24 protein-coding genes are annotated in these 22,767 nt (G+C 32.4%); 16 read left to right on the forward strand and 8 right to left on the reverse strand.

The window, feature by feature from the left end; translation table 11 throughout:
• Positions 1-234 precede the first annotated feature (234 nt).
• The 3 genes from BM319_RS00580 to BM319_RS00590 form a co-directional block, all read right to left on the reverse strand.
• Positions 235-1,314 (reverse strand): glycerophosphodiester phosphodiesterase, encoded by a 1,080-nt coding sequence (locus BM319_RS00580; protein WP_286143654.1) that lies wholly within the window; start codon positions 1,312-1,314, stop codon positions 235-237.
• 175 nt (positions 1,315-1,489) lie between these two features.
• Positions 1,490-3,007 (reverse strand): MDR family MFS transporter, encoded by a 1,518-nt coding sequence (locus BM319_RS00585; protein WP_091021058.1) that lies wholly within the window; start codon positions 3,005-3,007, stop codon positions 1,490-1,492.
• A complete protein-coding gene (locus BM319_RS00590; protein WP_091021059.1) occupies positions 3,007-3,483 on the reverse strand; it encodes a MarR family winged helix-turn-helix transcriptional regulator in 477 nt (158 codons plus the stop codon). The genes BM319_RS00585 and BM319_RS00590 overlap by 1 nt, the downstream gene beginning before the upstream one ends.
• A gap of 354 nt (positions 3,484-3,837) precedes the next feature.
• Between BM319_RS00590 and BM319_RS00595 the strand changes: the two genes are divergently transcribed.
• Positions 3,838-4,335 (forward strand): GrpB family protein, encoded by a 498-nt coding sequence (locus BM319_RS00595; RefSeq protein ID WP_091021060.1) that lies wholly within the window; start codon positions 3,838-3,840, stop codon positions 4,333-4,335.
• A gap of 28 nt (positions 4,336-4,363) precedes the next feature.
• Here the strand turns inward: BM319_RS00595 and BM319_RS00600 are convergent, their stop codons facing one another.
• Both BM319_RS00600 and mciZ read right to left on the reverse strand, forming a co-directional pair.
• On the reverse strand, positions 4,364-5,272 hold the full coding sequence (locus BM319_RS00600; protein ID WP_069033360.1) for an aldo/keto reductase: 909 nt from the start codon (positions 5,270-5,272) through the stop codon (positions 4,364-4,366).
• A gap of 37 nt (positions 5,273-5,309) precedes the next feature.
• A complete protein-coding gene (gene mciZ, locus BM319_RS25190) occupies positions 5,310-5,459 on the reverse strand; it encodes a Z-ring formation inhibitor MciZ (protein WP_139116353.1) in 150 nt (49 codons plus the stop codon).
• 90 nt (positions 5,460-5,549) lie between these two features.
• Between mciZ and BM319_RS00605 the strand changes: the two genes are divergently transcribed.
• From BM319_RS00605 to BM319_RS00670, 13 genes are all read left to right on the forward strand, one after another.
• On the forward strand, positions 5,550-6,095 hold the full coding sequence (locus tag BM319_RS00605) for an NUDIX domain-containing protein (protein ID WP_091021061.1): 546 nt from the start codon (positions 5,550-5,552) through the stop codon (positions 6,093-6,095).
• Positions 6,096-6,173: 78 nt separating this feature from the next.
• The gene (locus BM319_RS00610; RefSeq protein WP_069033358.1) at positions 6,174-6,860 is read left to right on the forward strand and encodes a DUF975 family protein; all 687 of its coding nucleotides are present in this window, start codon (positions 6,174-6,176) and stop codon (positions 6,858-6,860) included.
• Between the two features lie 615 nt (positions 6,861-7,475).
• Positions 7,476-8,342 carry an alpha/beta fold hydrolase gene (locus tag BM319_RS00620; protein ID WP_175495528.1) on the forward strand — a complete coding sequence of 289 codons (867 nt, stop codon included), beginning with the start codon at positions 7,476-7,478 and terminating at the stop codon, positions 8,340-8,342.
• Positions 8,343-8,593: 251 nt separating this feature from the next.
• Positions 8,594-9,244: a stage II sporulation protein M gene (gene spoIIM / locus BM319_RS00625; RefSeq protein WP_069031790.1), complete on the forward strand. Its 651-nt coding sequence runs from the start codon at positions 8,594-8,596 to the stop codon at positions 9,242-9,244.
• 67 nt (positions 9,245-9,311) lie between these two features.
• Complete coding sequence (gene fur / locus BM319_RS00630; protein WP_056466931.1) at positions 9,312-9,761, forward strand: ferric iron uptake transcriptional regulator; 450 nt, start codon at positions 9,312-9,314, stop codon at positions 9,759-9,761.
• A 201-nt stretch (positions 9,762-9,962) separates the two neighbouring features.
• A complete protein-coding gene (locus BM319_RS00635; RefSeq protein ID WP_056466929.1) occupies positions 9,963-10,181 on the forward strand; it encodes a YqzK family protein in 219 nt (72 codons plus the stop codon).
• A gap of 6 nt (positions 10,182-10,187) precedes the next feature.
• Positions 10,188-11,114, forward strand: coding sequence for a site-specific tyrosine recombinase XerD (gene xerD / locus BM319_RS00640; RefSeq protein WP_091021064.1), 927 nt, complete (start codon positions 10,188-10,190; stop codon positions 11,112-11,114).
• A gap of 184 nt (positions 11,115-11,298) precedes the next feature.
• Positions 11,299-12,045 carry a type I methionyl aminopeptidase gene (map, locus tag BM319_RS00645; protein WP_069031793.1) on the forward strand — a complete coding sequence of 249 codons (747 nt, stop codon included), beginning with the start codon at positions 11,299-11,301 and terminating at the stop codon, positions 12,043-12,045.
• Between the two features lie 327 nt (positions 12,046-12,372).
• Entirely contained in the window at positions 12,373-13,074 is a 702-nt protein-coding gene (locus BM319_RS00650) for a TerC family protein (RefSeq protein ID WP_069031794.1), read from the forward strand.
• 286 nt (positions 13,075-13,360) lie between these two features.
• The gene (deoB, locus tag BM319_RS00655) at positions 13,361-14,542 is read left to right on the forward strand and encodes a phosphopentomutase (protein WP_069031795.1); all 1,182 of its coding nucleotides are present in this window, start codon (positions 13,361-13,363) and stop codon (positions 14,540-14,542) included.
• Between the two features lie 13 nt (positions 14,543-14,555).
• Complete coding sequence (locus BM319_RS00660; protein ID WP_069031796.1) at positions 14,556-15,374, forward strand: purine-nucleoside phosphorylase; 819 nt, start codon at positions 14,556-14,558, stop codon at positions 15,372-15,374.
• A gap of 96 nt (positions 15,375-15,470) precedes the next feature.
• Positions 15,471-16,778: a pyrimidine-nucleoside phosphorylase gene (locus BM319_RS00665; protein ID WP_091021065.1), complete on the forward strand. Its 1,308-nt coding sequence runs from the start codon at positions 15,471-15,473 to the stop codon at positions 16,776-16,778.
• 201 nt (positions 16,779-16,979) lie between these two features.
• Complete coding sequence (locus BM319_RS00670; protein ID WP_069031798.1) at positions 16,980-17,924, forward strand: nucleoside hydrolase; 945 nt, start codon at positions 16,980-16,982, stop codon at positions 17,922-17,924.
• A gap of 126 nt (positions 17,925-18,050) precedes the next feature.
• On the opposite strand, the gene BM319_RS00675 is transcribed toward BM319_RS00670, so the two are convergent.
• The gene (locus tag BM319_RS00675) at positions 18,051-18,524 is read right to left on the reverse strand and encodes a hypothetical protein (RefSeq protein WP_069031799.1); all 474 of its coding nucleotides are present in this window, start codon (positions 18,522-18,524) and stop codon (positions 18,051-18,053) included.
• A gap of 338 nt (positions 18,525-18,862) precedes the next feature.
• On the opposite strand from BM319_RS00675, the gene BM319_RS00680 reads away from it, so the two are divergent.
• Positions 18,863-19,162 (forward strand): YjcN family protein, encoded by a 300-nt coding sequence (locus BM319_RS00680; protein ID WP_091021066.1) that lies wholly within the window; start codon positions 18,863-18,865, stop codon positions 19,160-19,162.
• Positions 19,163-19,519: 357 nt separating this feature from the next.
• Positions 19,520-20,818: an NCS2 family permease gene (locus BM319_RS00685; RefSeq protein ID WP_069031801.1), complete on the forward strand. Its 1,299-nt coding sequence runs from the start codon at positions 19,520-19,522 to the stop codon at positions 20,816-20,818.
• A 76-nt stretch (positions 20,819-20,894) separates the two neighbouring features.
• Here the strand turns inward: BM319_RS00685 and BM319_RS00690 are convergent, their stop codons facing one another.
• The gene (locus BM319_RS00690) at positions 20,895-21,896 is read right to left on the reverse strand and encodes an ABC transporter permease subunit (protein ID WP_175495529.1); all 1,002 of its coding nucleotides are present in this window, start codon (positions 21,894-21,896) and stop codon (positions 20,895-20,897) included.
• On the reverse strand, positions 21,889-22,767 hold the full coding sequence (locus BM319_RS00695; RefSeq protein WP_175495530.1) for an ABC transporter ATP-binding protein: 879 nt from the start codon (positions 22,765-22,767) through the stop codon (positions 21,889-21,891). The genes BM319_RS00690 and BM319_RS00695 overlap by 8 nt, the downstream gene beginning before the upstream one ends.

The following is a 22,767-nucleotide window of genomic DNA, read 5'->3' on the forward strand; positions in this document are numbered from 1 at the left end:
TGACTTAAATCACATGAAATCTCTAAACTAAAAAATAAATTTTTTCAAAAAAAAGGATATAAAATTAAAATTCATAGAAAACAAATAGAGAGTAGGAAATATATTTATCTTCTAATAAAAAAAGGTGCCTAAATAGACACCCTTTTTTCAAAAATCAATATTTAAATTGAACAAAGCTATAATTTTAAAAAATTGTATAATGAGAGAATAAAAGACTGAAATTAAATTTATGAATTACTTAGCAGAGTAGCTTTTAGGTAACTTAAAATGATTCTGATTCATCACATCACGTAGTCGGTCAGGGTAATCGGTTATGATTCCATCAACACCATCATCAATAAGCTTTTGCATTGTTGGTTGGTCATCAATTGTCCATGGAATGACCTTCATCCCGTACTGATGAGCTTCTTCAACCATACTTTTAGTAATATAAGGCGTGTAGTTCGCATCAGTAATTTTGCCATCCTGTGGGAACCCATGGACTGGAGATATTGCATCTACACCTAATGAATGAGCCGCAGTAACAAGATTTCCATTAAAATCATCAATATCGATTCCACCTAACCAAGGTGATTTACCAGGTTTGCCAGGTTGTAGAAATTCTGGTCCGTTCGTTAGCGCAACAAGAGGCAATCGTGGTTCAACTTCATGCATAAGTTTGAGCGAACCCCAGTCAAAGCTTTGAATTGACACTTGGTTCAACATCCCAGCTTCACGTACTTGTTTGGCAACGATTTGAACGAATTCCTCGCGAGGAGCTGTTTGTTCTGGTGCTCCAGCTTCAACTTTCGTTTCGATATTCATCCACACTTTTTTAGCTTTATATTTCTTTACAAGATCAAATACCTCGGTTAATAGTGGCATACGAGCACCAGGACTTAGTTGCTGACCAGGGAATTGGGGTAGACCTTTTGAACCACAATCGAGGGTTCTTACTTGAGTAAGCGTTAAATCTTTTATGTATTTTCCAACGTATGGGTACTCCGAATCACCAACGAACGCTGGTTTCGTGTCAGAGCATTTTGTACCTGTAATCTTACGGTCGTGCGTAATAACAGCTTGATGATCCTCTGTTATTTGTACGTCAAGCTCAAGTGTACTTACGCCTAGTTCAAGTGCATGAGAGAATGAAGCTAAAGTTGACTCAACTGTAAGCCCTAGTCCTCCACGGTGAGCTTGAAGGTCAAATCCTTTTGGACCAAATGGCTTAAACGTATTCTGATTCGCAGTAGTTGTTTGTGCTGAAACTTGGCTAACTCCTGAATATACCAATAGTGATGTCATTGCTGCTAAAATTAACTTTTTCCCATTCAATTTTAATCATCTCCTCATATAAATCTATTACTCTATAAGAATAGATGACGAATTTAAAGTTCAAATGATTAAAATAATAAAAAAAAGTAAATAAATGTTGAAAAATGTAAAAATAATTAGTTTTTTAGATGAAAAAATAAGCCAAATCCATCTTAGATCGGATTTGGCTTTATTTTTATTGAGCTTTTTTCGCTCTATTTTCTTTTACTTCAAAGGTTAACTTTTCTTTACCCATTAAGATAATCGCGATAAAACCTAAAGTAATCGGAATTAGTGTCCATTTAAAAGTAGTCGCAACAGAATGGGCCATTGCTTCCGAGATTTTATGAAGTACATCAGGTGGAATTTTAGATCTTGCATCAGCGGATAATAATGCACGTGAATCAACTTTTCCGCCAAATGCACCTAAATTACCAAGTAAATCACTTACTTTGTTTTTAAATACGTGGTTTTGAATTGTACCAAAAATAGTAACACCAATTGTCATACCTAATGTTCTAAAGAAAGTATTTGTTGATGTAGCGATGCCTCGTTTTTGAGGTTCAATTTTGTGTTGAGTTGCCATGCTTAAAAGTGAGAATGAACAACCCATTCCAAGACCAGCGATAATCATGTAAAACGTTACTGTTGATCGAGCTGTATTAGTATCTAATGTGCTTAATAAATACATTCCAATAAAGAATAAAACAACTGAAACTAACATAATGCTTCTATAACTAAATTTACGTACCGATTGTCCTGCTACCTGACTACCTACAACAGAACCAAGCATCATCGGAATAAGAATGATACCAGAATTTGTAGCTGTACCACCATAAACTGATTGAACAAAAAGTGGGATTAATACAGTCGTAATAATAAAAGCAGAACCGTAGAAAAATGCAACACCTTGAGTTGCCGCAAATAGCTGCTTTTTAAATAAGCTAAATGAAATAATTGGCTCTTCAACTTTTCTTTCAATTAGAATAAATGCGATAAACAATACTGCAAAGATTGCAAATAAGGAAATAATTGGACCAGAATTCCAATCGTATTCATTTCCACCAAGTTCAAGTGCAAACATTAAACTGACAACAGAGCCGACAAGTGTAATTGCACCAAACCAGTCGATTTTAAGTTTTCTAAGGTGTAGATTTTCTTTATAAAACTGAGAAATTAAATATAAAGAAATAATACCTAAAGGTAAGTTGATATAGAAAATCCAACGCCAATCAATTTGATCAGTAATATATGCTCCTAAAAGTGGTCCAAATACACTAGAAAGACCAAAAACTGCACCAAATAAACCAGTCATTTTTCCTCGTTTTTCAGGTGGGAAAATATCGAAAATAATAGTAAATGCAATTGGCATTAGTGAGCCTCCACCAATTCCTTGAATCGCACGATAAACACTTAATTGAACAATACTATTTGCTGTTCCACATAATGCAGAACCAATTAAGAAAATGATAAGTCCTAATAAATAAAATCGTTTACGTCCATACATATCTGATAACTTACCAAATATCGGCATACTTGCCATAGTAGCAACCAAATATGCAGAGGTTACCCAAATGAATTGATCTAAACCACCTAGTTCTCCAACAATTGTCGGCATCGAAGCTGAAACAATTGTATTATCCATAGCTGCCATTAGCATTCCTAATAATAGACCTGCTACGACAAAGCCAACCTTGCTGTCTTTTGAAACCATTAAGTTTCCCCCTTATTTAATGCTTTAGTCTCTTTTGGAATCAATTCATTTATATCATTCCAAAATTTAAATAATAATGTTAACTCTTTGTCATCATACTGGTTAAAAATATTAGAAAGAGAGTCAGATAATGGTTTAAAAAGCTCTGCTAATTCATCATCACGTTCATATACAGGTTTAATTATTACTCGTCTACGGTCATTCGGATCTTGAATACGTTCAACAAAGTTGACTTTTTCAAGTCGATCAATAACGCCTGTTATAGCACCAGTAGAAAGATGTGTTAATTGAGATAACTTTCCGGCTGTAATCGGACCAGTATGGCAAAGCAGTTCTCGACATCGTAAATCAGTCGCATTTAAATGAAGGTTTGAGGCAAGCCCTTCGTTAAAAAGAACGATAGAAGTGCTAAATTTTCTAAATTCCATTATTAGAGATGGAATAAATTCACTTCGAATGATTGGGTTTTCTGACATTTCATTCTCTCCTTAAAATATAGGAAGTACTAAAAAGTTAACGTAACTAAATATCTTAGTAACTAAAATAATTATAATTCAAAGGAACCAATTAAAGAAGAAATTGTGAGTATTTTAACCAAAATTTAATTTAGTATTAAATTATGATTTTTGAACATTTTTTAGTATGACAAAGGAAAAAGGGATTAGGTTATATAATTTGAAATAGCTTAATTCTAGGGATTGGGAGATAGGTAAAAAGTCATCAAATCTTTTTTTATGCGCTTACTTCACTAATTAATTTTTTCAATAATTAAGTGTCCTTTAACGAATGCTATAAAAGGAAGTAAATGAAAAAAGTGTAGGTGGAAACAGATGAATAAGAATATTGAAATTGTACCTTATCGTACTTCCTGGGAAGATGATTTTCAGTCTGAAAAAAAGGCAATTGATCTATTATTACCGGAGAAAGCAGCGATTTATCATATAGGGAGTACTTCAATTCCGAATATGTTTGCGATGCCAATCATTGACTTAATGATCGTAGTCAAATGCTTAAAAAAGTTTGATGAGTATAGTGATGTTCTAAAAACAATAGGGTACGAACAATTTGGGGACCAATCTAATCAAGACAGAAGATTTTTTATCAAATGTGATGATAATTGTAGTTTTCATATTCAAGTATACGCAAAAGGAAATGCTGCTGTTGAACGAAATATTGCATTTAGGGAGTATATGATTGCGCATACTGATCAAGCAATGGAATATATAAAATTAAAAAAAGAACTTGCTGAAAACAAATCAGAATATAAAAGAGGACGAAAAGAATTTTTAGATGAAATCGATAGAAAAGCAAGTAGATGGAAGAAATAACACTCCTTCCAGGGAAGGAAGGAGTGGCTTAACGATGTTCTTCATATTTCGTAAGAAGTGAAATTTCTTTTATTTGGGCGATTTGTTGTGAATTTAATGGTTTTGCAAAGTAAGCGTTAATATTATCTAGTAATTGTTCTTTATTTCTAGCTCCAACAGCTAATGATGAAACTGCTTTATGAGAAAGAACATATTGTAAAGCTAAGCTATGTAAGGATTGTTTCTCATCGAGAAGCCCGAGAAGCTTGTGGATTGTATCATTACATTCTTGTTCTGAATAAGACATATAGCCCTTGTTAGATAGTTTCTTTTCCCATTTACTAGTTAATAGCCCTTTTGCCACGGAACCACGTGCAATGACAGAAATAGTATGTTTTTCGAAAAGCGGAAAAAATTCTTCAGGCCTACGCTCTAGTACATTATATTGCATCATAACACCTTGTATAGATGAATGATTTACAAATCGATTAATAACATTCGGACGAATTGAAGAAATTCCATAATGGCGAATTAAGCCTTCTTTTATTAGTTCATCAAAAGTAAAAATAGTTTCTTCATATTGATCCTCGATAGTCCCACCGTGAAGTTGATAATAATCGATATAATCTGTATTTAGCCTGCGTAAACTGTCTTTTACAGCTTCTTTAATATATGCTCTCGATGGATCCCAATCCCATTTATCATTTGAATTATTCCAACGGTTTCCGACTTTCGTTGCAATAACGACTTGATCTCTACGACCTTTTAAAGCTTTTCCAACGATTTCTTCATTTTTACCAAAATCATATAAATCAGCAGTATCAAAGTAATTGATGCCAGCATCGATTGCGGCATGAATAGTCGAAATCGCCTCATTTTCTTCTGTCCCAAGAGACATACATCCTAAACCAATTTCGGATATTTCTAATAAAGTAGAACCAAGCTTACGTTTTTTCATATAAATCCCTCCAAATTTAATTGTAGGGAAAAGAGAATTATTTTACAACATAGAGAAGCTTGCCATTTGAGTTTTGAATCCATTCTTGAACGGTTTTATATTGCATACTAATAACTTCGAGGGTTTTTAAAATTTCTGTTTTGGAGCCCACGAGGACAACAGAATTTTCCGTCATACACATTTTCATCAGACTACCTCATTTCAGAAAGTATTTAAATGAAATAAATGATAAAATGTATGTGACAACCATATTAAATAGAACAAGGTGATGAAAAAAATGAAAAAATTTGAAGAAAAAACACTAGCAGAAGAAAAAATATTCACAGGAAGAGTTATATCTCTTTATCATCAAAAGGTAGAATTACCGAATGGAAATACCAGTACGCGTGAAATCGTAAAGCATCCTGGCGCCGTGGCTGTTATTCCAATTACAAATGAAGGAAAAATTGTTTTTGTTGAGCAGTACCGAAAAGCGCTAGAACGAAGTCTTCTAGAAATTCCAGCAGGAAAACTAGAAAAAGGCGAAGAGCCACTTGTAACAGCTAAACGAGAGTTAGAAGAAGAGACAGGATATGAAGCAGCAAATTGGGAGCATATCCAATCTTTTTATACTTCACCGGGGTTTGCAGATGAGTACATACATATATATGTAGCAAAAGGTTTAAAGAAATTAGAAAATAGTGCTGCGTTAGACGAAGATGAATTTGTTGAAATGTTTGAGTTAACATTAGATGAGTGTCTAGAGGAACTAAAAAAAGGTTCAATCCATGATGCAAAAACATGTTTTGCAGTCCAATATTTACAATTATTACAAAAAAATTAAAATAAAATTAAAAATAAATCTCAAAATATGGTAATAAACATGTTAAAATAAAGTGACATTTTTTGAGAGGATGAGTAGATGAGAATTTCGTCAATTAAAAAAACAGCTAAAAGTCATTTATCCGGTAATTGGGGAAAAGCGATTTTAACGTTAGTAATTTTTGGTATTTTAGAAGGACTTATTTATATGTTACTTAATGCACCAGTAGATAAGCATTACACTGGAACTTTATTTCCAAGTTCAAAACAACAAGAACTAATTCCAGGTGGGGTACTTACAGTAATTGAAGTTATATCTGCGATCATAAATACATTACTAGGCTATGGATTACTTGTTTACTTTTTAAAGTTGATTCGTGATGAGGAAAAAAGCATATCGGACTTATTTTACTATTTTAAAAGTGGTCATCAATTTATAAGAGGAATAATAGTTGGGTTTTTAGTAACTTTATTTACAGTATTATGGACGCTTTTATTAATCATTCCTGGTATTATCAAATCGATTGCTTATTCACAAGTTGGCTATATTTTAAAAGATTATCCAGAAATGAATGCCCTTGATGCCATTACATTAAGTAGAAGAATGATGGATGGGTATAAATGGAAATACTTTTTATTAGTACTTTCATTCATCGGTTGGGGTCTATTAGTCATCATCACTTTTGGGCTTGCATTGTTTTATGTAGCACCATACTTTTATACTACTCAGGCTCAATTCTATGCAGAAGTAAAAGAAGCCTACGAAGAAAAAAAGGAAACAATTTAAAAATCTTAAGACTAAAGACGTTAATTTTTTTAACGTCTTTTCTGTGTGTTGAAATATAAAATGGTCAATAAGGAAAACGGAGATTAAATGAACAGTTAATTAAAGATGAAATTAGCATTTTCTGGATGACTATTAATGGTTTTAAATATTAATCTGTTTGAGTAATTTCATGATTCTAATAGCACTAGTAATGGCATTTTCAGAAGTTTAAAATATTATGAACTAATTTTAAGAAAAACAAATTGAATTGATTAGTTTAATTAATGTTCCATTTTTATTGACCTAGAAGATACTTAATTTACAACAGTTAAGATACTCTAAGTAAAGGCTATTTGATTAAGGTCTATTGCAGACTTTTTTTGATGAAAAAGTTGATTGGAACGGAAGGGTGCTCGACTCCTATGGGATAAGCGGGAAGGCTGAGACCCACCCCGCAGGCTTGCCGAGGAGGCTCAGGTCTCGCCCCATGGAAAGCGAGCATCCTGTAGTGGAAATCAACATCACTCTACTCCTTTTACGAAAATTTGGTAATTTAATTGAGAAGGTAGATAAAATAGAAAACAGGAAAAATGAATACAATAAGACAACTAATCAAATACGATGAAGGTGAGAATATTGTTTGTTAATGGTGAACTTGGCACATATCACGTTCGAGTAAAAGGGGATGGCAAAGTCACAGTTCTTTTAGAATGTGGAATGATGCATACTCTTCATCAATGGAAGTATTTACAAGAAGAGTTGAGTAAATATGCCAAAGTTATTACATACGATCGCTTAGGTTATGGAAAAAGTGGAATATGGACAACAGAACGATCAACAGAGCAACAAGCTTTTGAATGCTATGATATGTTATTAGCATTAAATATTAAAAGTCCATTAATTGCTGTAGGGCATTCTCTGGGAGCATATATTGTATTCCAATTGTCTCGTCTTTTTCCAAATGCCATCCAATCTATGATTTTACTCGATCCAACACATCCGACTCTAGAGGAGCATGAGCAGAAATTTTATGATAAGTTACTTTATCAATTCGCGATAATGATGAAGAACGCGAACCAATTTAATCTTACTAAGGTAATTCCAAATAAGTTAATTAATAAAATATTGAAAACGGCCCCAGATAATCAGTTCGAAATGATTGGTGCAGTTAAAAGCTATAAACATTGGAAGACTGTTGTTAGTGAGTGGAAAAACCTAAATTATAGTAACTTACGAATAAAGGACGCATTAAAAATTAAAATGAATATTCCTTTACTAGTATTAACAGCTTCAAATCAAAGTGGTTTACAGCTTAATCTGAAGAAAAAAAAGGAATTACTACATAAAGTCGAAAAATATCATAATGAATATTGTGAAACAACGAATCAAGGGAACCGTCAAACATTAGAAGGTCACACACATTCAACTATTTATGGAAATAATGAAGAAAATGCAAAATCGATTGGTCATATCATAAAAAAACAAATTGAATTATTAAATTAAAACAAAGCTGTTTTAGTCGTTGCCGGACTTTAACAGCTTTTTATATTTTTTTTAAAAATTTTGTTGAAATAATCCAATTTCGCCCCACGAAAAGCGAGAATCCTGGAACTAAAATTATTAATCCTCTCTATAAAATAAGAACAAAAGCCACTTTTTCTTTATTATTAATTTTCCAACTTTTATAAATTAATAGAATAAATTACTTGTCCATTCATAAAATGAAGAGAGAATATAGTCCAGGAGATGATATCATGACAAGAAGCTCAGTCAAATCAACGATGAAAAAACATGTTAAAGATTATTTGTCACTCTATATTTTTGTTAGTGTGATCTTACTTTTTGGTGTAGTATTTGGAGCAGTCATCGTAAATAGTATGAATGTGAGTCAAAAGCAGGATATTTTATCCTTTATTACACATTTTTTTGGACAAGTTAATAATGGTGATTATATTAGCGGAAATGAAGTGTTCCTTTCTAGCTATTCTTCTCATTTGAAGTTTTTAGCATTGATTTGGGTTTTAGGGATTTCAATCATCGGATTACCAATCATTCTTATTTTATTATTTATGAAAGGATTGGTAGTTGGATTTACAGTTGGATTTTTAGTCAATCAATTAGGTTGGCACGGTATTTTATTAGCATTTTCTTCAGTTTTTCCACAAAATGTTATCGTTTTACCATTATATATACTATTAACAGTTTTAGCAGTTCAGCTATCCATTCGAATGATTCGAAAACAATTTATTAAAAATGATAATGAACCAATTATGAAACAGTTAGTCTCGTATTCTATTGTCTTTGGAGTTGTTGCGGTTTGCTTAAGTATTGCAAGTATTATTGAGGCATATGGTTCAACTTATTTTTTAAAAGCCATCTCAGAAATAATTGTTTCAAAAAATTAACAAATAATTTTTGACACTTTCTCTTTCTTTGTTATAATTATTATCAAGTGGCGAGGGAGTGAAAAGAATGGAAGAACGAGTTGAACGAATAAAGAAACAACTACATTTAGCAGGATACAAATTAACACCACAACGGGAATCCACTGTTCGTGTTTTATTAGAAAACGAAGAAGATCACCTAAGTGCAGAAGATGTTTACCTCCTAGTGAAAGAAAAATCGCCAGAAATTGGACTTGCTACTGTTTATCGTACGTTAGAATTACTAACTGAGTTAACAATTGTTGATAAAATAAATTTTGGTGATGGCGTTTCAAGATACGACTTAAGACATGAAGGTGCGCAACATTTTCACCATCATTTAATTTGCACGGTTTGCGGAGCAGTAGATGAAATTCATGAAAATCTATTAAGTGAAGTTGAAAAGACAGTTGAAGAACGTTGGAATTTTAAAATTAAAGATCATCGATTATCATTTCATGGTGTATGTCATCGTTGCCATGATCAAAACGAAGAGTAGTAAAATGATTTTAATTTAATTAAAATCATTTTATTTTTGATTCTTAAAAGACGGAGCAGTTCAATAAAAAGAGTCTGCTCTTTTTCATGTTCTAAAAATGACACTGAATGATTAATGTTGATTTTTTGAAGTATGATTTGTCCTATTTTTGCATAGTATGTAGTAATGATGTCTTTACTTCTAGCAAAAGGTGGTGGTCATATGAAAAAAAGAGCAAGTATTGTTTTTAATGTAATAAAAGTTACAATTTTATTCATTACATGTACAATTTTATTTTATTTTGCTATTCAATGGATTCATTCTGAATATGAAAATATGCATCGATATGACCGACCAGAAGGCTCAATGTTAAAGGTGGACATTCATAAAAAGGATGGTGCTTTTAACCAATTGGTACGGTTTTATCAAAACGGGGAGTAATGAAATGTGACAACGACTGATAAAACACCTTTTAAAAAAGAATTTGATTTTGCTACGGAGGATTTTATCCATTTTATCCAAGTTGAAAAAGGTTTATCTAAAAATACAATTCTATCATATGGTAAGGATTTAGAAAGCTACGGAAAATATTTGGACGTTGTTGAAAATATAAATGGTCTCTCAAATATAACTAGGTTACATATTATTAGTTATTTAAAATATTTAAAAGAAAGAGATTTAACAGCTCGAACAATGGCTCGTCAATTAGCAACAATTCGCTCATTTCATCAATTTTTAATTCGTGAGGTTGATGGTATGAAAGACGATCCTTCACTCTTAATAGAAATTCCAAAAGCGCCAAAAGTACTTCCAAAGGTTTTATCACTACAGGAAGTAGAGGCTTTATTAGAAGTACCTGATCACTCTACGTTTGGTATTAGAGATAAGGCAATGTTAGAATTGTTATATGCTACTGGCATGCGTGTGTCAGAGTTATTATCATTAAATCTATCTGACATTAATTTAACAATGGGATTTGTGCGATGTTTAGGTAAAGGAAGTAAAGAACGAATTATTCCTTTAGGTAAACTTGCGATTGAATCAATTGAAAATTATTTAAAATTGTCGAGAAATGAATTAAAGGGTAAAAAAAATAATGATGCATTTTTCTTAAATCATCATGGAAATAGAATGTCTAGACAAGGATTTTGGAAAAACTTAAAAAAACAAGCCGAAAAAGCAAATATTCAACATGAACTAACACCGCATACTTTACGTCATTCATTTGCAACACATTTATTAGAAAATGGCGCTGATTTAAGATCAGTTCAAGAAATGCTAGGACATGCAGATATATCTACAACTCAAATTTATACACATGTAACGAAAAATAGACTTAAGGATGTTTATAAAGAGTTTCATCCAAGAGCTTAATTTCAGACTGTCCGCCAAACGCTTGAATCAGCCTGAAACTCAGATTATTAAAATTTTATTTACACATTAAGAGCTTAAATTAAGCTCTTTTTTCTTGGATAATGATTGTTATAATGTGAATAGCATAATATATTAAATTAATCATAGATGAACTGAAACTAGGTGACTTGAAAGGATGAAATAAATGATTACGATTAAGACTGAACGTGAAATTAACTTAATGAATGAAGCAGGTACTTTATTGGCTGCTACGCATAAGGAAATTGCCAAAATGATTAAACCGGGGATTACTACATGGGAAATCGATCAATTTGTTGAAAAGTTTTTAGCAGAAAATGGTGCAAAACCGGAGCAAAAAGGTTACCGAGGATATAAATATGCAACTTGTGCATCAATTAATGATGAGATTTGCCACGGATTTCCTCGTAAAAAACCATTAAAAGATGGAGATATTGTAACGATTGATATGGTTGTAAATTTAAATGGTGCGCTTGCTGATTCGGCTTGGACATACGGTGTAGGAAATATAGCTAAAGAAAACAAAGATTTATTAAAAGTTACGCAAGAATGCCTATATAAAGGGATAGAGCAAGCTGTAGTAGGAAACCGTATTGGTGATATTGGTTTTGCGATTCAATCTTATGCTGAGTCATTAGGTTATTCTGTTGTGCGTGATTTTACCGGACATGGCATAGGACCAACTCTTCATGAAGAGCCATATGTTCCTCATTTCGGTATGGCAGGTAAAGGTTTAAGACTGCGTGAAGGGATGGTCATTACGATTGAACCAATGATTAATTTAGGATCATGGCAATCAACAATGGATTCAAATGGCTGGACTGCAAGAACAAGAGATGGAAAAAATTCAGCCCAATATGAACATACTTTAGCAATTACAAGTAATGGACCAAAAATATTAACAATGCAATAAGTTAATTATTATTTGCATTGATAATGAAAGCATAAAAACTATAATTAAAAACCAATTAAAAATCTATTGACATAATGGACTAGCTAGAATACTATTATATTATTAATAAACAATCGAATACTCCAAAGGGGAGTAGCGTCAGGAGAGATCCTGAAACAAAGTCGTCATTACATGAGAAGAAATTCTCATCGGCTTTGTTGGCATACATATGTGTGCTCAGCAAGACCTTTGCCGTAGAATTACAACTATTGGCAAAGGTCTTTTTATTTTGTAGTCACAGTACAGGTTGTTTAATTAAAAATAGTAGTTTCATAAGGGGGAAGAGTCATGGATTTATTAGGTGGATTAAGTATTGGCGTACTATTGAATGTAATTTTTATCGACCTGTTATTAAGTGGTGACAATGCTATTCTAATCGCATTAGCAGCGAAAAACTTACCAGCAGACCAAAAGAAAAAAGCAGTATTATTTGGTACTTTAGGTGCAATTGGACTACGTATAGTATTTGCAGCAGTAATCGTGTATTTATTAAAAATTCCGTTTATCTATGCAATCGGTGGTTTAATGTTATTATGGATTGCATTTAAATTATTAGTCGATGATTCAGGACATGGTGAAGTTAAAAGTGGTGCAACATTATGGGGAGCAGTTCGAACAATTATCATTGCTGATGCGTTAATGAGTCTTGATAATGTTTTAGCTTTAGCTGGTGTATCACATGGTAGCTTAGTTGCAATCGTAATTGGTATTTTAATTTCAATTCCAATTATTGTTGGTGGAAGCTCATTATTAATGAAAATTATGAACAAATACCCAATTATAACAACAATTGGTTCAGGTATCTTAGCTTGGACTGCTGCTGGTATGATTACTCATGAAAAAATGATTAACGATGCTTTTGAAAATAATACAATTGCTTTAGCGTTTAAAATTGTCATGACAGCAATCGTAATTGCAGCTGGTACAATAGTTGCTAAAAGAAAAGCACAAAAACATCAAGTTACAAGTTCAGAAAATCAAACAGCATAATACGATAAAAGGCCCAGCTTATAAAGCTTGGGCTTTTTATTTTGCAATACAGTATGTAAGCAGAAATTTTCGCATATCATTTTTATTAGCGACTAAAAAAAAAGAAAATAATTATGAAATATTTATGTCAAAATAACAGGATTCTGGGGAATTATAGTATCAATAGACACAAATTGGAAAATATAATTCTTGAAAAGAATTAGGACAATAAGTATACTTTAGTTGTCAGACATCTGACGCTATCATTTAAGTTTCAGTTTGTTTCGATGAGTTAGGAGGAAAACAAATGAATAGAAAATTTAATAGAGTGTTCCTCGTTGTTATGGATTCTGTAGGGATCGGAGAAGCTCCTGATGCAGAAAAATTTAATGATGTTGGTTCAGATACACTAGGCCATATTGCTGAAGAAATGAATGGTTTACATATGCCGAACATGGCAAAACTAGGACTAAGTAATATTAGAGAATTGAAAGGGGTTCCAAAGGCCGAAAAGCCACTTGCTTATTACACAAAAATGGAAGAATCATCAGTTGGTAAAGATACAATGACTGGACATTGGGAAATCATGGGTCTTCACATTGATAAACCATTTAAAGTTTTTGCTGATGGATTCCCTAAAGAATTAATAAGTGAATTGGAAACCCATTTTGATCGTAAAATAATTGGAAATAAACCTGCTTCTGGAACCGAGATATTAGTTGAACTTGGTGAACAGCATATGAAAACAGGCGATTTAATCGTTTATACGTCTGCTGATTCTGTTTTACAAATTGCAGCTCATGAAGAAGTTGTTCCTTTAGAAGATTTATATCGTTATTGTGAAATTGCACGTAAATTAACATTAGATGATCCGTACATGATTGGTCGTGTAATCGCCAGACCATTTGTAGGTGAGCCTGGGAACTTCAAACGTACACCAAATCGTCATGACTATGCATTAAAACCATTTGGACGTACTGTTATGAATGAATTAAAAGATGCAAACTTTGATGTAATTTCAATCGGTAAAATTGCTGATATCTTCGATGGTGAAGGAATTACGAAAGCATTACGTACAGTTTCAAATATGGACGGTATGGATAAATTAGTTGAAACATTAAAAATGGACTTCACTGGTTTAAGCTTCCTAAATTTAGTTGATTTTGATGCAGTATACGGTCATAGAAGAGATCCACTAGGTTACGGTAAAGCTTTAGAAGAATACGATGCAAGATTGCCTGAAGTATTTGATTTATTAAAAGAAGATGATTTATTAATGATTACTGCCGATCATGGAAATGATCCGACATATACTGGTACAGACCATACAAGAGAATATGTTCCATTACTAGTTTATAGTAAACAGTTTTCAGAAGGTAAAGAATTAGAAATACCAAAAACTTTTGCTGATATTGGAGCAACCATTGCAGAAAACTTTAAAGTTGCAATGCCATCACATGGATCAAGTTTTTTTGAAAAATTGAGATAAGGTGGAGTTACATATGAATAAAGAAAATATCGATAAAGCCGCTGATTTTATTAAAAGTAAAGTTGACAGACAGCCTAAAATTGGATTGATTTTAGGATCTGGTTTAGGTGTTCTTGTTGATGAAATAGAAAACCAAGAAAAAATACCGTATCATACGATTCCTGAATACCCAACATCAACAGTAGAAGGGCATGAAGGACAACTAGTTTTTGGAACGATACACGGTATTGAAGTAGTAGCAATGCAAGGAAGAGTTCACTACTACGAAGGATATAGCATGGAAAAAGTTACATTCCCTGTACGTATCATGAAAGAATTAGGTGTAGAAAAATTAATCGTAACGAATGCTGCAGGTGGAGTTAATACTTCATACGAACCTGGTGATTTAATGTTAATTACAGACCATATTAATTTTACTGGTACTAGTCCACTAATTGGACCAAATAACCCAGAGCTAGGCGTTCGTTTTGTAGATATGTCTTATCCATATGACCGTGAATTAAGAGAAATTGCAAAAAGTGCTGCTAGTGAAGTAGATGTAAAACTTCAAGAAGGAGTTTACGCTGCACTGACAGGACCATCTTATGAAACTCCAGCTGAAATTCGCATGTTTAGAACATTAGGTGCTGATGCTGTTGGGATGTCAACAGTATCTGAAGTAATTGTGGCACGTCATGCTGAATTAAGAGTACTTGGTATTTCATGTATTTCAAACATGGCAGCGGGCATTTTAGACCAACCACTAAACCATGAAGAAGTTATAGAAACAACACAAAGAGTAAGAGAATCATTTTTATCATTAGTAAAAGAGATTATTCGTAAAATTGGTTAATTCAAAAGTTAACAAATATAAAAGGACTTCTACATTATGTGGAAGTCACTTTTCATTAGAAGTAATCTATACAAATTAGAAAGAGGCGTTTCAAAAATGAGAATGGTAGATTTAATCGAAAAAAAACGTGACGGAAAAACATTAACAACGGAAGAAGTTAATTTTGTAATCAACGGTTTCACAGATGGTAGTGTACCTGATTACCAAATGAGTGCTTTTGCGATGGCAGTTTTCTTAAAAGGTATGACTGAAAAAGAATATAGTGATTTAACAATGGCAATGGTACATTCTGGTGATACAATTGACCTTTCTAACATTGAAGGAATCAAAGTTGATAAGCATTCAACTGGTGGAGTAGGTGATACAACTACACTTGTATTAGGTCCATTAGTAGCTTCTTTAGATATTCCTGTTGCGAAAATGAGCGGACGTGGTTTAGGTCACACTGGTGGTACAATCGATAAATTAGAAGCTGTAGAAGGCTTCCATGTTGAATTAACAGAAGAAGAATTTACTAAACAAGTAAATGATATTAAATTAGCCGTTATCGGACAAACAGGAGATTTAACACCTGCTGACAAAAAGTTATATGCACTACGTGATGTAACAGCAACTGTTAACTCAATCCCATTAATTTCAAGTTCAATTATGAGTAAAAAAATCGCTGCTGGTGCAGATGCGATTGTTTTAGATGTTAAAACTGGTGCAGGTGCATTTATGAAAGATATTGATGATGCACGCGATTTAGCAAAAGCAATGGTTAAGATTGGTAACAACGTCGGAAGACAAACAGTTGCAGTTATTTCTGACATGAGCCAACCATTAGGTTTTGCGATTGGTAATGCATTAGAAGTGAAAGAAGCAATTGACACTCTTAAAGGTGAAGGTCCAAAAGATTTAGAAGAATTATGCTTAGTATTAGGAAGCCAAATGGTTGTATTAGCTAAAAAAGCTGAAACATTAGAAGAAGCAAGAGCTAAACTTCTAGAAAATATGAAAAACGGAAAAGCTTTAGAAGTATTTAAAGCATTTTTAGTAGCTCAAGGTGGAGACGGTTCAGTAGTAGATGATCCATCAAAACTACCTCAAGCTAAATATGTTCAAGAAGTAGTAGCTAAGCAAGACGGTTATGTTTCACAAATCGTCGCTGATGCAGTCGGAACAGCAGCAATGAAATTAGGCGCAGGACGTGCAACAAAAGAATCAGTTATTGACTTAGCTGTTGGATTAATGCTGAACAAAAAAGTAGGCGAAGCAGTTAAAAAAGGTGAATCTTTAGTTACTGTATATTCAAGCACAGAAGATATTAGTGAAGTTGAAAAAGACTTACTAGAAAACATTAAAATTTCTACAGAAAAAGTAGAAGAACCTACATTAGTTTACGATTTAATTATGGAAGCTTAAAAATTTTTAAAAGCTATTCTCTAAAGATGAGAATAGCTTTTTTTGTTCTAATTATTAAACAAAATGTCATGTTACTTTTTAAGTTAATAATATACGATCTTTTTTTTATACTTTTCAAAAAGATAACAACATACCTTTATATCAAAGGAATAAATAATAAAAGAAATGTTCTAAAGTTTTGATATAAAGGGAGCTAATCTAATGGGAAAGAAAGTGTTATTCTTCGGTGATGTTGGTATTGATGATGCGATCGCTTTGGTTTATGCACGATTAACAGAAGATATTGATATTATTGGGATTGTGGCGGATTATGGGAATGTATCTAAATTAGAAACGACCAGGAATGTTCGGTTTTTACTTAAAAGGTCAGGAAAAGAATATATTAAAGTCTATGGAGGTGCTGAGAAACCAATGACGGGGGAGGTCCCAACCTATTACCTTGATATACATGGTCCATTCGGTTTAGGTCCAATCGATCCAGGTTTAAAGTTGGAGAACTTAGAAAATTTTTGTGAAGTTATCGATTTGATTGAGCAGTATAAGCATGAACTAATTATTGTAAATACTGGGAGGTTAACCTCGCTAGCCACCCTGTTTATCTTATACGAAGATCTGATGAAAAGTGTGAATTCTTACTATATCATGGGTGGGGCCTTTCTATATCCGGGAAATGTTACACCAATTGCAGAAGCGAATATTCATGGAGATCCGATCGCAGCAAATATCGTAATGAAGTATGTAGAAGGTGCTTATATTTTCCCATTAAATGTAACACAAAATGCCATCGTTACTCCTTCAATGGCCAATTATATTCATTCTAAAGGGAAAACAGATCTTGTAAAACCATTATTAGATTTCTATTATTACAACTTCTATCAAAAGAAGGTACCCGGCATAAAAGGGAGTCCAGTTCATGATGCGGTAACTCTCATGGCAGTAATTCGTAGCGATCTTTTTAAATTTTATCAATCCGCTGTTGTAATTGATTCAACCGATGTGGCTAGAGGTCAAAGTATTGCAGATTTTCGTGTAACCGATACCCCAGAGAAATTTGAGGGGAGACCTCAACAACATATCGCAGTAGGATTAGATTATGAAGGGTTTTATAAGGATTTTATGTCTGTTATGACCGGGGAGAAATTCTAGATTAAAAATTAATAGAGAAATTATCAAATTAATTGAATCGAACTTTAGCTTTATTGCTACTTTTGTCAAACCCTTGCCATATTAAGCAAGGGTTTGTTTTTGCTTATTGTTACATTATTATTTTTTTTAAATACTTAAGCTTAAGCTTCCCAATAACATAAGTGCAAAAATGATATATGGAAAGATGATTAAAAACCATATAAAAGGCTTTTTCCACGTATCAAGTTTATTATAGACTGCAAAAGTGATTAATAAAATAACCCCTATTGGAATGAATAGGAAGCCATACATTTCAGTGAATGAAAATTTCTGTAAAATAAAGGGTAAAAACAACAAAACAGTACAGCTAATAAGCTTAAATCCAATACTTTTATTGATTATCAATTTAGTAATAATAGAAGTTATCAGTATGATGGCAATAAAATAGACTAACAAGTACATCGTAAAGTAAAACGATCCTGATAATTCCCCACCTGCCCCAGTACCATCGGCGTCAGTGGACATCCCAAATATAAAAAACAACATTGGGAAGATAATGGGACTTGTAACTAGCAATGTAAAACCAATTGTTGCTGACACTTTCTTTAATAATTCCTTCAAAATACACACTCCTAATTTAATTCTCTAGTTTCATCTTACGAGATGAAATTAAAAAAATATAGGAGAAATTAGTGAATCCTTATATTGTTTTAATATAATCGGTATACAACTAATGTATATTTAAGTCTAATATATGATCGGACTTCCAGTTTAAATAGAGGATGATTGCAGAACAAAGGAGTTAAAAAGTTTTTAGCGAATTAACACATAATCAAGAAAAATAAATTAGACAAATTAATTGAAGTTCTTCAAAAGCAAGACTACCTGAGCTTAAATCAGTTCCTTTATTTAATTAACAAAAAGAATGATAAATAGTTTATGAAATAAGAGGTGAAAAGTTGAGGCAAACGACGTGGAAAGAAATCATTCTGATGTTTAGTCCGGTAATAATAATACCGATCATTTTATTTTTTGTGTTACATTCTTCACCATCTATTGCATTGAGGACTCATGTATTTTTTAATGGTCATCCTATTTTAGCCGTAAAGTCTGAAATTGCAGATGACCAAGAACATAATCAAGGTGATAAGGAATTCCTAAAAAATGAACACGCAAAATGTTATTCTTTAAATGAAGAAAATTATATCCTTCGAAAAAAAGGTTTTATCTATATGGCTGATTATTATGGAAATGCCTAATATTAATTGTTTCAATTACGGGGATTAGTGATGCTCACGTTCCTCTAAGCAGCAGGGGCCTAAGGTGTTGCCTAACAACTTGAGGTCTTTTGCCCATGTATTTCTTATATAAATCAAGTACTTTTTTATTTCCAATCAACTTAATCATAAAAAATATTTTTCTAAACGAAACACTAAATAACTATAAGTTATAACAAGTTGAGAAACTGTTAGTATTGTTGTGATCGTGAAGCACTTGTCATTAAAACACTAAAGAAAATTATTTTCTTGTTTAATTATTTGATTAAATTTAGTATAATTGTAATCGTGCCTTGTTGCATGGGTGGGAGAGGGAGACACTAAAAGAGAGGAATTTCTTTGAAAAATTTATTGAACAAACAGTTTAATCTTGAAGGTAGCGGTACGACCATTAAAACGGAGTTGATTGCAGGTGCAGTTTCATTTCTAACACTTGTCTATATTTTGTCCGTTAATAGTACAATTTTGCATGATGCAGGTATACCGTTCCAAGGTGCAATGATTGCCACAATTCTGTCAGCTTTCTTTGGAAGCGTTATGATGGGATTATGGAGTAATTCACCTTTAGTATTAGTACCAGGAATGGGCATCAACGCATTGTTTACTTATACAATGGTTGGAGAAATGGGAATGAATTGGAAAGAAGCACTTGCTGTTGTATTTGTAAGTGGAATCTTATTATCAATTTTATCATTCACAAAATTAATTAAGAAATTAACAACTGCGATTCCATTATCTCTAAAAAGTGCAATTACAGTTGGAATTGGATTTTTCTTAACGTTTATCGGACTTCAAGCTGGTGGGATTGTTGTAAAAAATGAAAGTACGTTTGTATCGATTGCAAATTTTACAAATGTGGATGTTTTAGCAACAGTTATTACGCTAGGTATTGCAATTTATCTTTTTATTAAAAATGTACCTGCAAACTTTTTAATTACGGTTATTTTAGGTACAATCATTTCATTCATTTTACATGGTGGAATTGAAAAAGCACATGATACAACAAAAATTACAATGAAATCTGCTAGTGAGGTTGTCGGACAACTGACCTTTACTCATGTGTTGAGTTTTCCATTTTGGATTGCAGTATTTTCGTTAACGATGGTTGTATTATTCGAATCAATCGGTATTATTCATGGTCAATTAAGCATGATGAACCAAGAGCATAAGCAACAAAAGGTTGTTCAAGGAACTGCGTTTGGTATTATTTTATCCGGTTTACTTGGAACTAGTCCAACAGTTATTGCTGTTGAAGGTAGTGCAGGGATCAGTTCTGGTGGTCGAACAGGTCTTACTTCTGTTGTAACTGGATTTTTATTTTTAGGATGTTTACTCTTTATGCCATTAATCGCATATATACCAACATCTGCGATTGCACCAATTTTAATTATTATCGGTTCATTAATGGTTAAACATATTACAGATATTCAATTGGATGATCCTACTGAGGCAATACCAGCCTTCTTAATTTTAGCATTCATCCCTTTAACATATAGTATTATTGACGGAATTGCATTCGGTTTTATTGCTTATCCATTAGTAAAAATGGCAGCAGGTAAGAAAACTGAAATCACACCATATATGGTGGCAATTTCAGCATTATTCTTTGTACGTTTTGCATTAAACTTTATTGCATAAAAAAAAGCGCTGATTCTTTTACTAGAACCAGCGCTTTTTAATTTGTTGTTTTTAGAAATTTAGATTTTGCAAAACATTAATCAAAAAATTTATTTAATCGTTTATAGAAGAGATAGCCAACAACAGTACCAATTATTAATCCAATCACGTAAATAATCATGTTATTTCCATTTGCAATGGTAGATGTTAATAAAGCGATTAATGTCGCTGAAAGATAGACAAATAAGACGTTTACGAATAAACCGAATTTTTTATAAACGAATAATTTGCCGTTATTGACATTCGCAGATCTGTTATAACATAATAAACCAATTAGTAGAAATGCAACGATATAAAGGATAATGATCGTTAAATTTCCGTAGTCTATAGTTGGATAATGAACGATTTTTTCATTAAAATCCTTTGAAATTGATAGTTGGCCTGCTTGATATGGAATAGACCAACTAGTGATCGTTTTTTCAAAGCTTTTGTCAGGTAATTGATAGTTAAAGATACCATTTAAGTTTGAATAAAGACTAAAATAGATAATACTAGGTGAGAAAATCGTAAAAATAGTGAAAAGTGTTTGAGAAAAATAATGACCTGTAATTGTTCCAATCGATAGACCAATTGTAAAAAAAGCAATCGTAAATAGGAATATGACAGAAAAAATGGTAACAAATGATGAAGCATCAATATATTTGTGTAGATTCGTATTGTAATGGATTAATAGAGTTAAAATAATTAATCCAACAGTCGCCATAAAAATATGAGCAATTCCAAATACCCATTTTGATAAATAAAGTTTTCTAGGTGAGTACGGAAGCGAAAATTGGAAATCAATTCCTCCTGTATTTCGTCCAATCCCTATTAATAAAATACTTAATATTAATACAATGATCGGTGAAATAAATGCTAGCATACTAAAGTCTGATATATAAAGATACGGATTACTAGGATTAGTTAGTAATGCTCGATTTAATTCGTCAGTGTTATTGTAATAGCTAAATGGAAGAATGATCAGATAGACAAGATATAATAAAATAAGTGCAAGTCTAGATTGCTTGGAATTAATTAGCCACAATGCTTTACTAAACATATAAGTCGCCTCCATCATTTATGAAAAATAAATCCTCTAATGTCAATGGAAGTTCTTCTAAAAGGAGCGGATTTTCTTTTTCCATTCGTTTTATATATTCGTTCTTATTTCCATTAATAATGATAATTGCTACTTTGCCAGTTTTTGAGAATACAGATATAGACGGGTCATCTTCAAATATTTTAGGTAAGCCGTCTGCAAATGCTACTTGTAATTTATAAAATTGACTCGTACTTTCTTCCATTGTAGAGATTGAATTAATTCGTCCATCCTTAATAAATAAATATTGATCAATTATTTTTTCTAGCTCAGCGAGATGATGTGATGAAATAATCACACCGACTGAATTTGTGCTTGCATATTCAATGATTAGTTGCAAAACTGTCCGTTTAACGACTGGATCTAAACCGTTAGTTGGTTCGTCTAAAATGACATATTTTGCATCTGTTGAAAAGGTTAATAGTAAATAGATAAGTGTTTTCATCCCTTTTGAGTATTTACGTAAAGAAGTATTAGGTAATTTATATTTATTTAATGCTTCTAGAAATTTGTGTTTATTGAAGTTTGGATATGAATTTTCATAGATTGTAATAAGCTCTTTCACACTATATTGATTAATGAAATTTGTAGAATCACTCATATATGCAATTTGTCTTCTAGTATTAGGTGATGAGTTAATCTCTTCATCATCAATACTGATTGAGCCTTCGTCTGGAGATAGAATGCCAACGATTGTCCTTAAAAGTGTCGTTTTACCAGCCCCATTTCTACCGATTAAGCCTGTAATTTTACCTTTTTCTATTTGAAAGTTTAGATTTTTTAACACTTCATGTTCATCGAGTTTTTTACTTAAATGATGGATTTTCAACAA

It is taken from the genome of Bacillus sp. UNCCL81 (genome assembly GCF_900112535.1).
GTDB classification, from domain to species: domain Bacteria; phylum Bacillota; class Bacilli; order Bacillales; family Bacillaceae_G; genus Gottfriedia; species Gottfriedia luciferensis_B.

Coding starts and splice junctions, on each gene's coding strand:
- BM319_RS00585 (WP_091021058.1), bottom strand. CDS start 3,007: ATGGTTTCAAAAGACAGCAAGGTTGGCTTTGTCGTAGCAGGTCTATTA.
- BM319_RS00590 (WP_091021059.1), bottom strand. CDS start 3,483: ATGTCAGAAAACCCAATCATTCGAAGTGAATTTATTCCATCTCTAATA.
- BM319_RS00595 (WP_091021060.1), top strand. CDS start 3,838: ATGAATAAGAATATTGAAATTGTACCTTATCGTACTTCCTGGGAAGAT.
- BM319_RS00600 (WP_069033360.1), bottom strand. CDS start 5,272: ATGAAAAAACGTAAGCTTGGTTCTACTTTATTAGAAATATCCGAAATT.
- mciZ (WP_139116353.1), bottom strand. CDS start 5,459: ATGAAAATGTGTATGACGGAAAATTCTGTTGTCCTCGTGGGCTCCAAA.
- BM319_RS00605 (WP_091021061.1), top strand. CDS start 5,550: ATGAAAAAATTTGAAGAAAAAACACTAGCAGAAGAAAAAATATTCACA.
- BM319_RS00610 (WP_069033358.1), top strand. CDS start 6,174: ATGAGAATTTCGTCAATTAAAAAAACAGCTAAAAGTCATTTATCCGGT.
- spoIIM (WP_069031790.1), top strand. CDS start 8,594: ATGACAAGAAGCTCAGTCAAATCAACGATGAAAAAACATGTTAAAGAT.
- fur (WP_056466931.1), top strand. CDS start 9,312: ATGGAAGAACGAGTTGAACGAATAAAGAAACAACTACATTTAGCAGGA.
- BM319_RS00635 (WP_056466929.1), top strand. CDS start 9,963: ATGAAAAAAAGAGCAAGTATTGTTTTTAATGTAATAAAAGTTACAATT.
- map (WP_069031793.1), top strand. CDS start 11,299: ATGATTACGATTAAGACTGAACGTGAAATTAACTTAATGAATGAAGCA.
- BM319_RS00650 (WP_069031794.1), top strand. CDS start 12,373: ATGGATTTATTAGGTGGATTAAGTATTGGCGTACTATTGAATGTAATT.
- deoB (WP_069031795.1), top strand. CDS start 13,361: ATGAATAGAAAATTTAATAGAGTGTTCCTCGTTGTTATGGATTCTGTA.
- BM319_RS00660 (WP_069031796.1), top strand. CDS start 14,556: ATGAATAAAGAAAATATCGATAAAGCCGCTGATTTTATTAAAAGTAAA.
- BM319_RS00665 (WP_091021065.1), top strand. CDS start 15,471: ATGAGAATGGTAGATTTAATCGAAAAAAAACGTGACGGAAAAACATTA.
- BM319_RS00670 (WP_069031798.1), top strand. CDS start 16,980: ATGGGAAAGAAAGTGTTATTCTTCGGTGATGTTGGTATTGATGATGCG.
- BM319_RS00690 (WP_175495529.1), bottom strand. CDS start 21,896: ATGTTTAGTAAAGCATTGTGGCTAATTAATTCCAAGCAATCTAGACTT.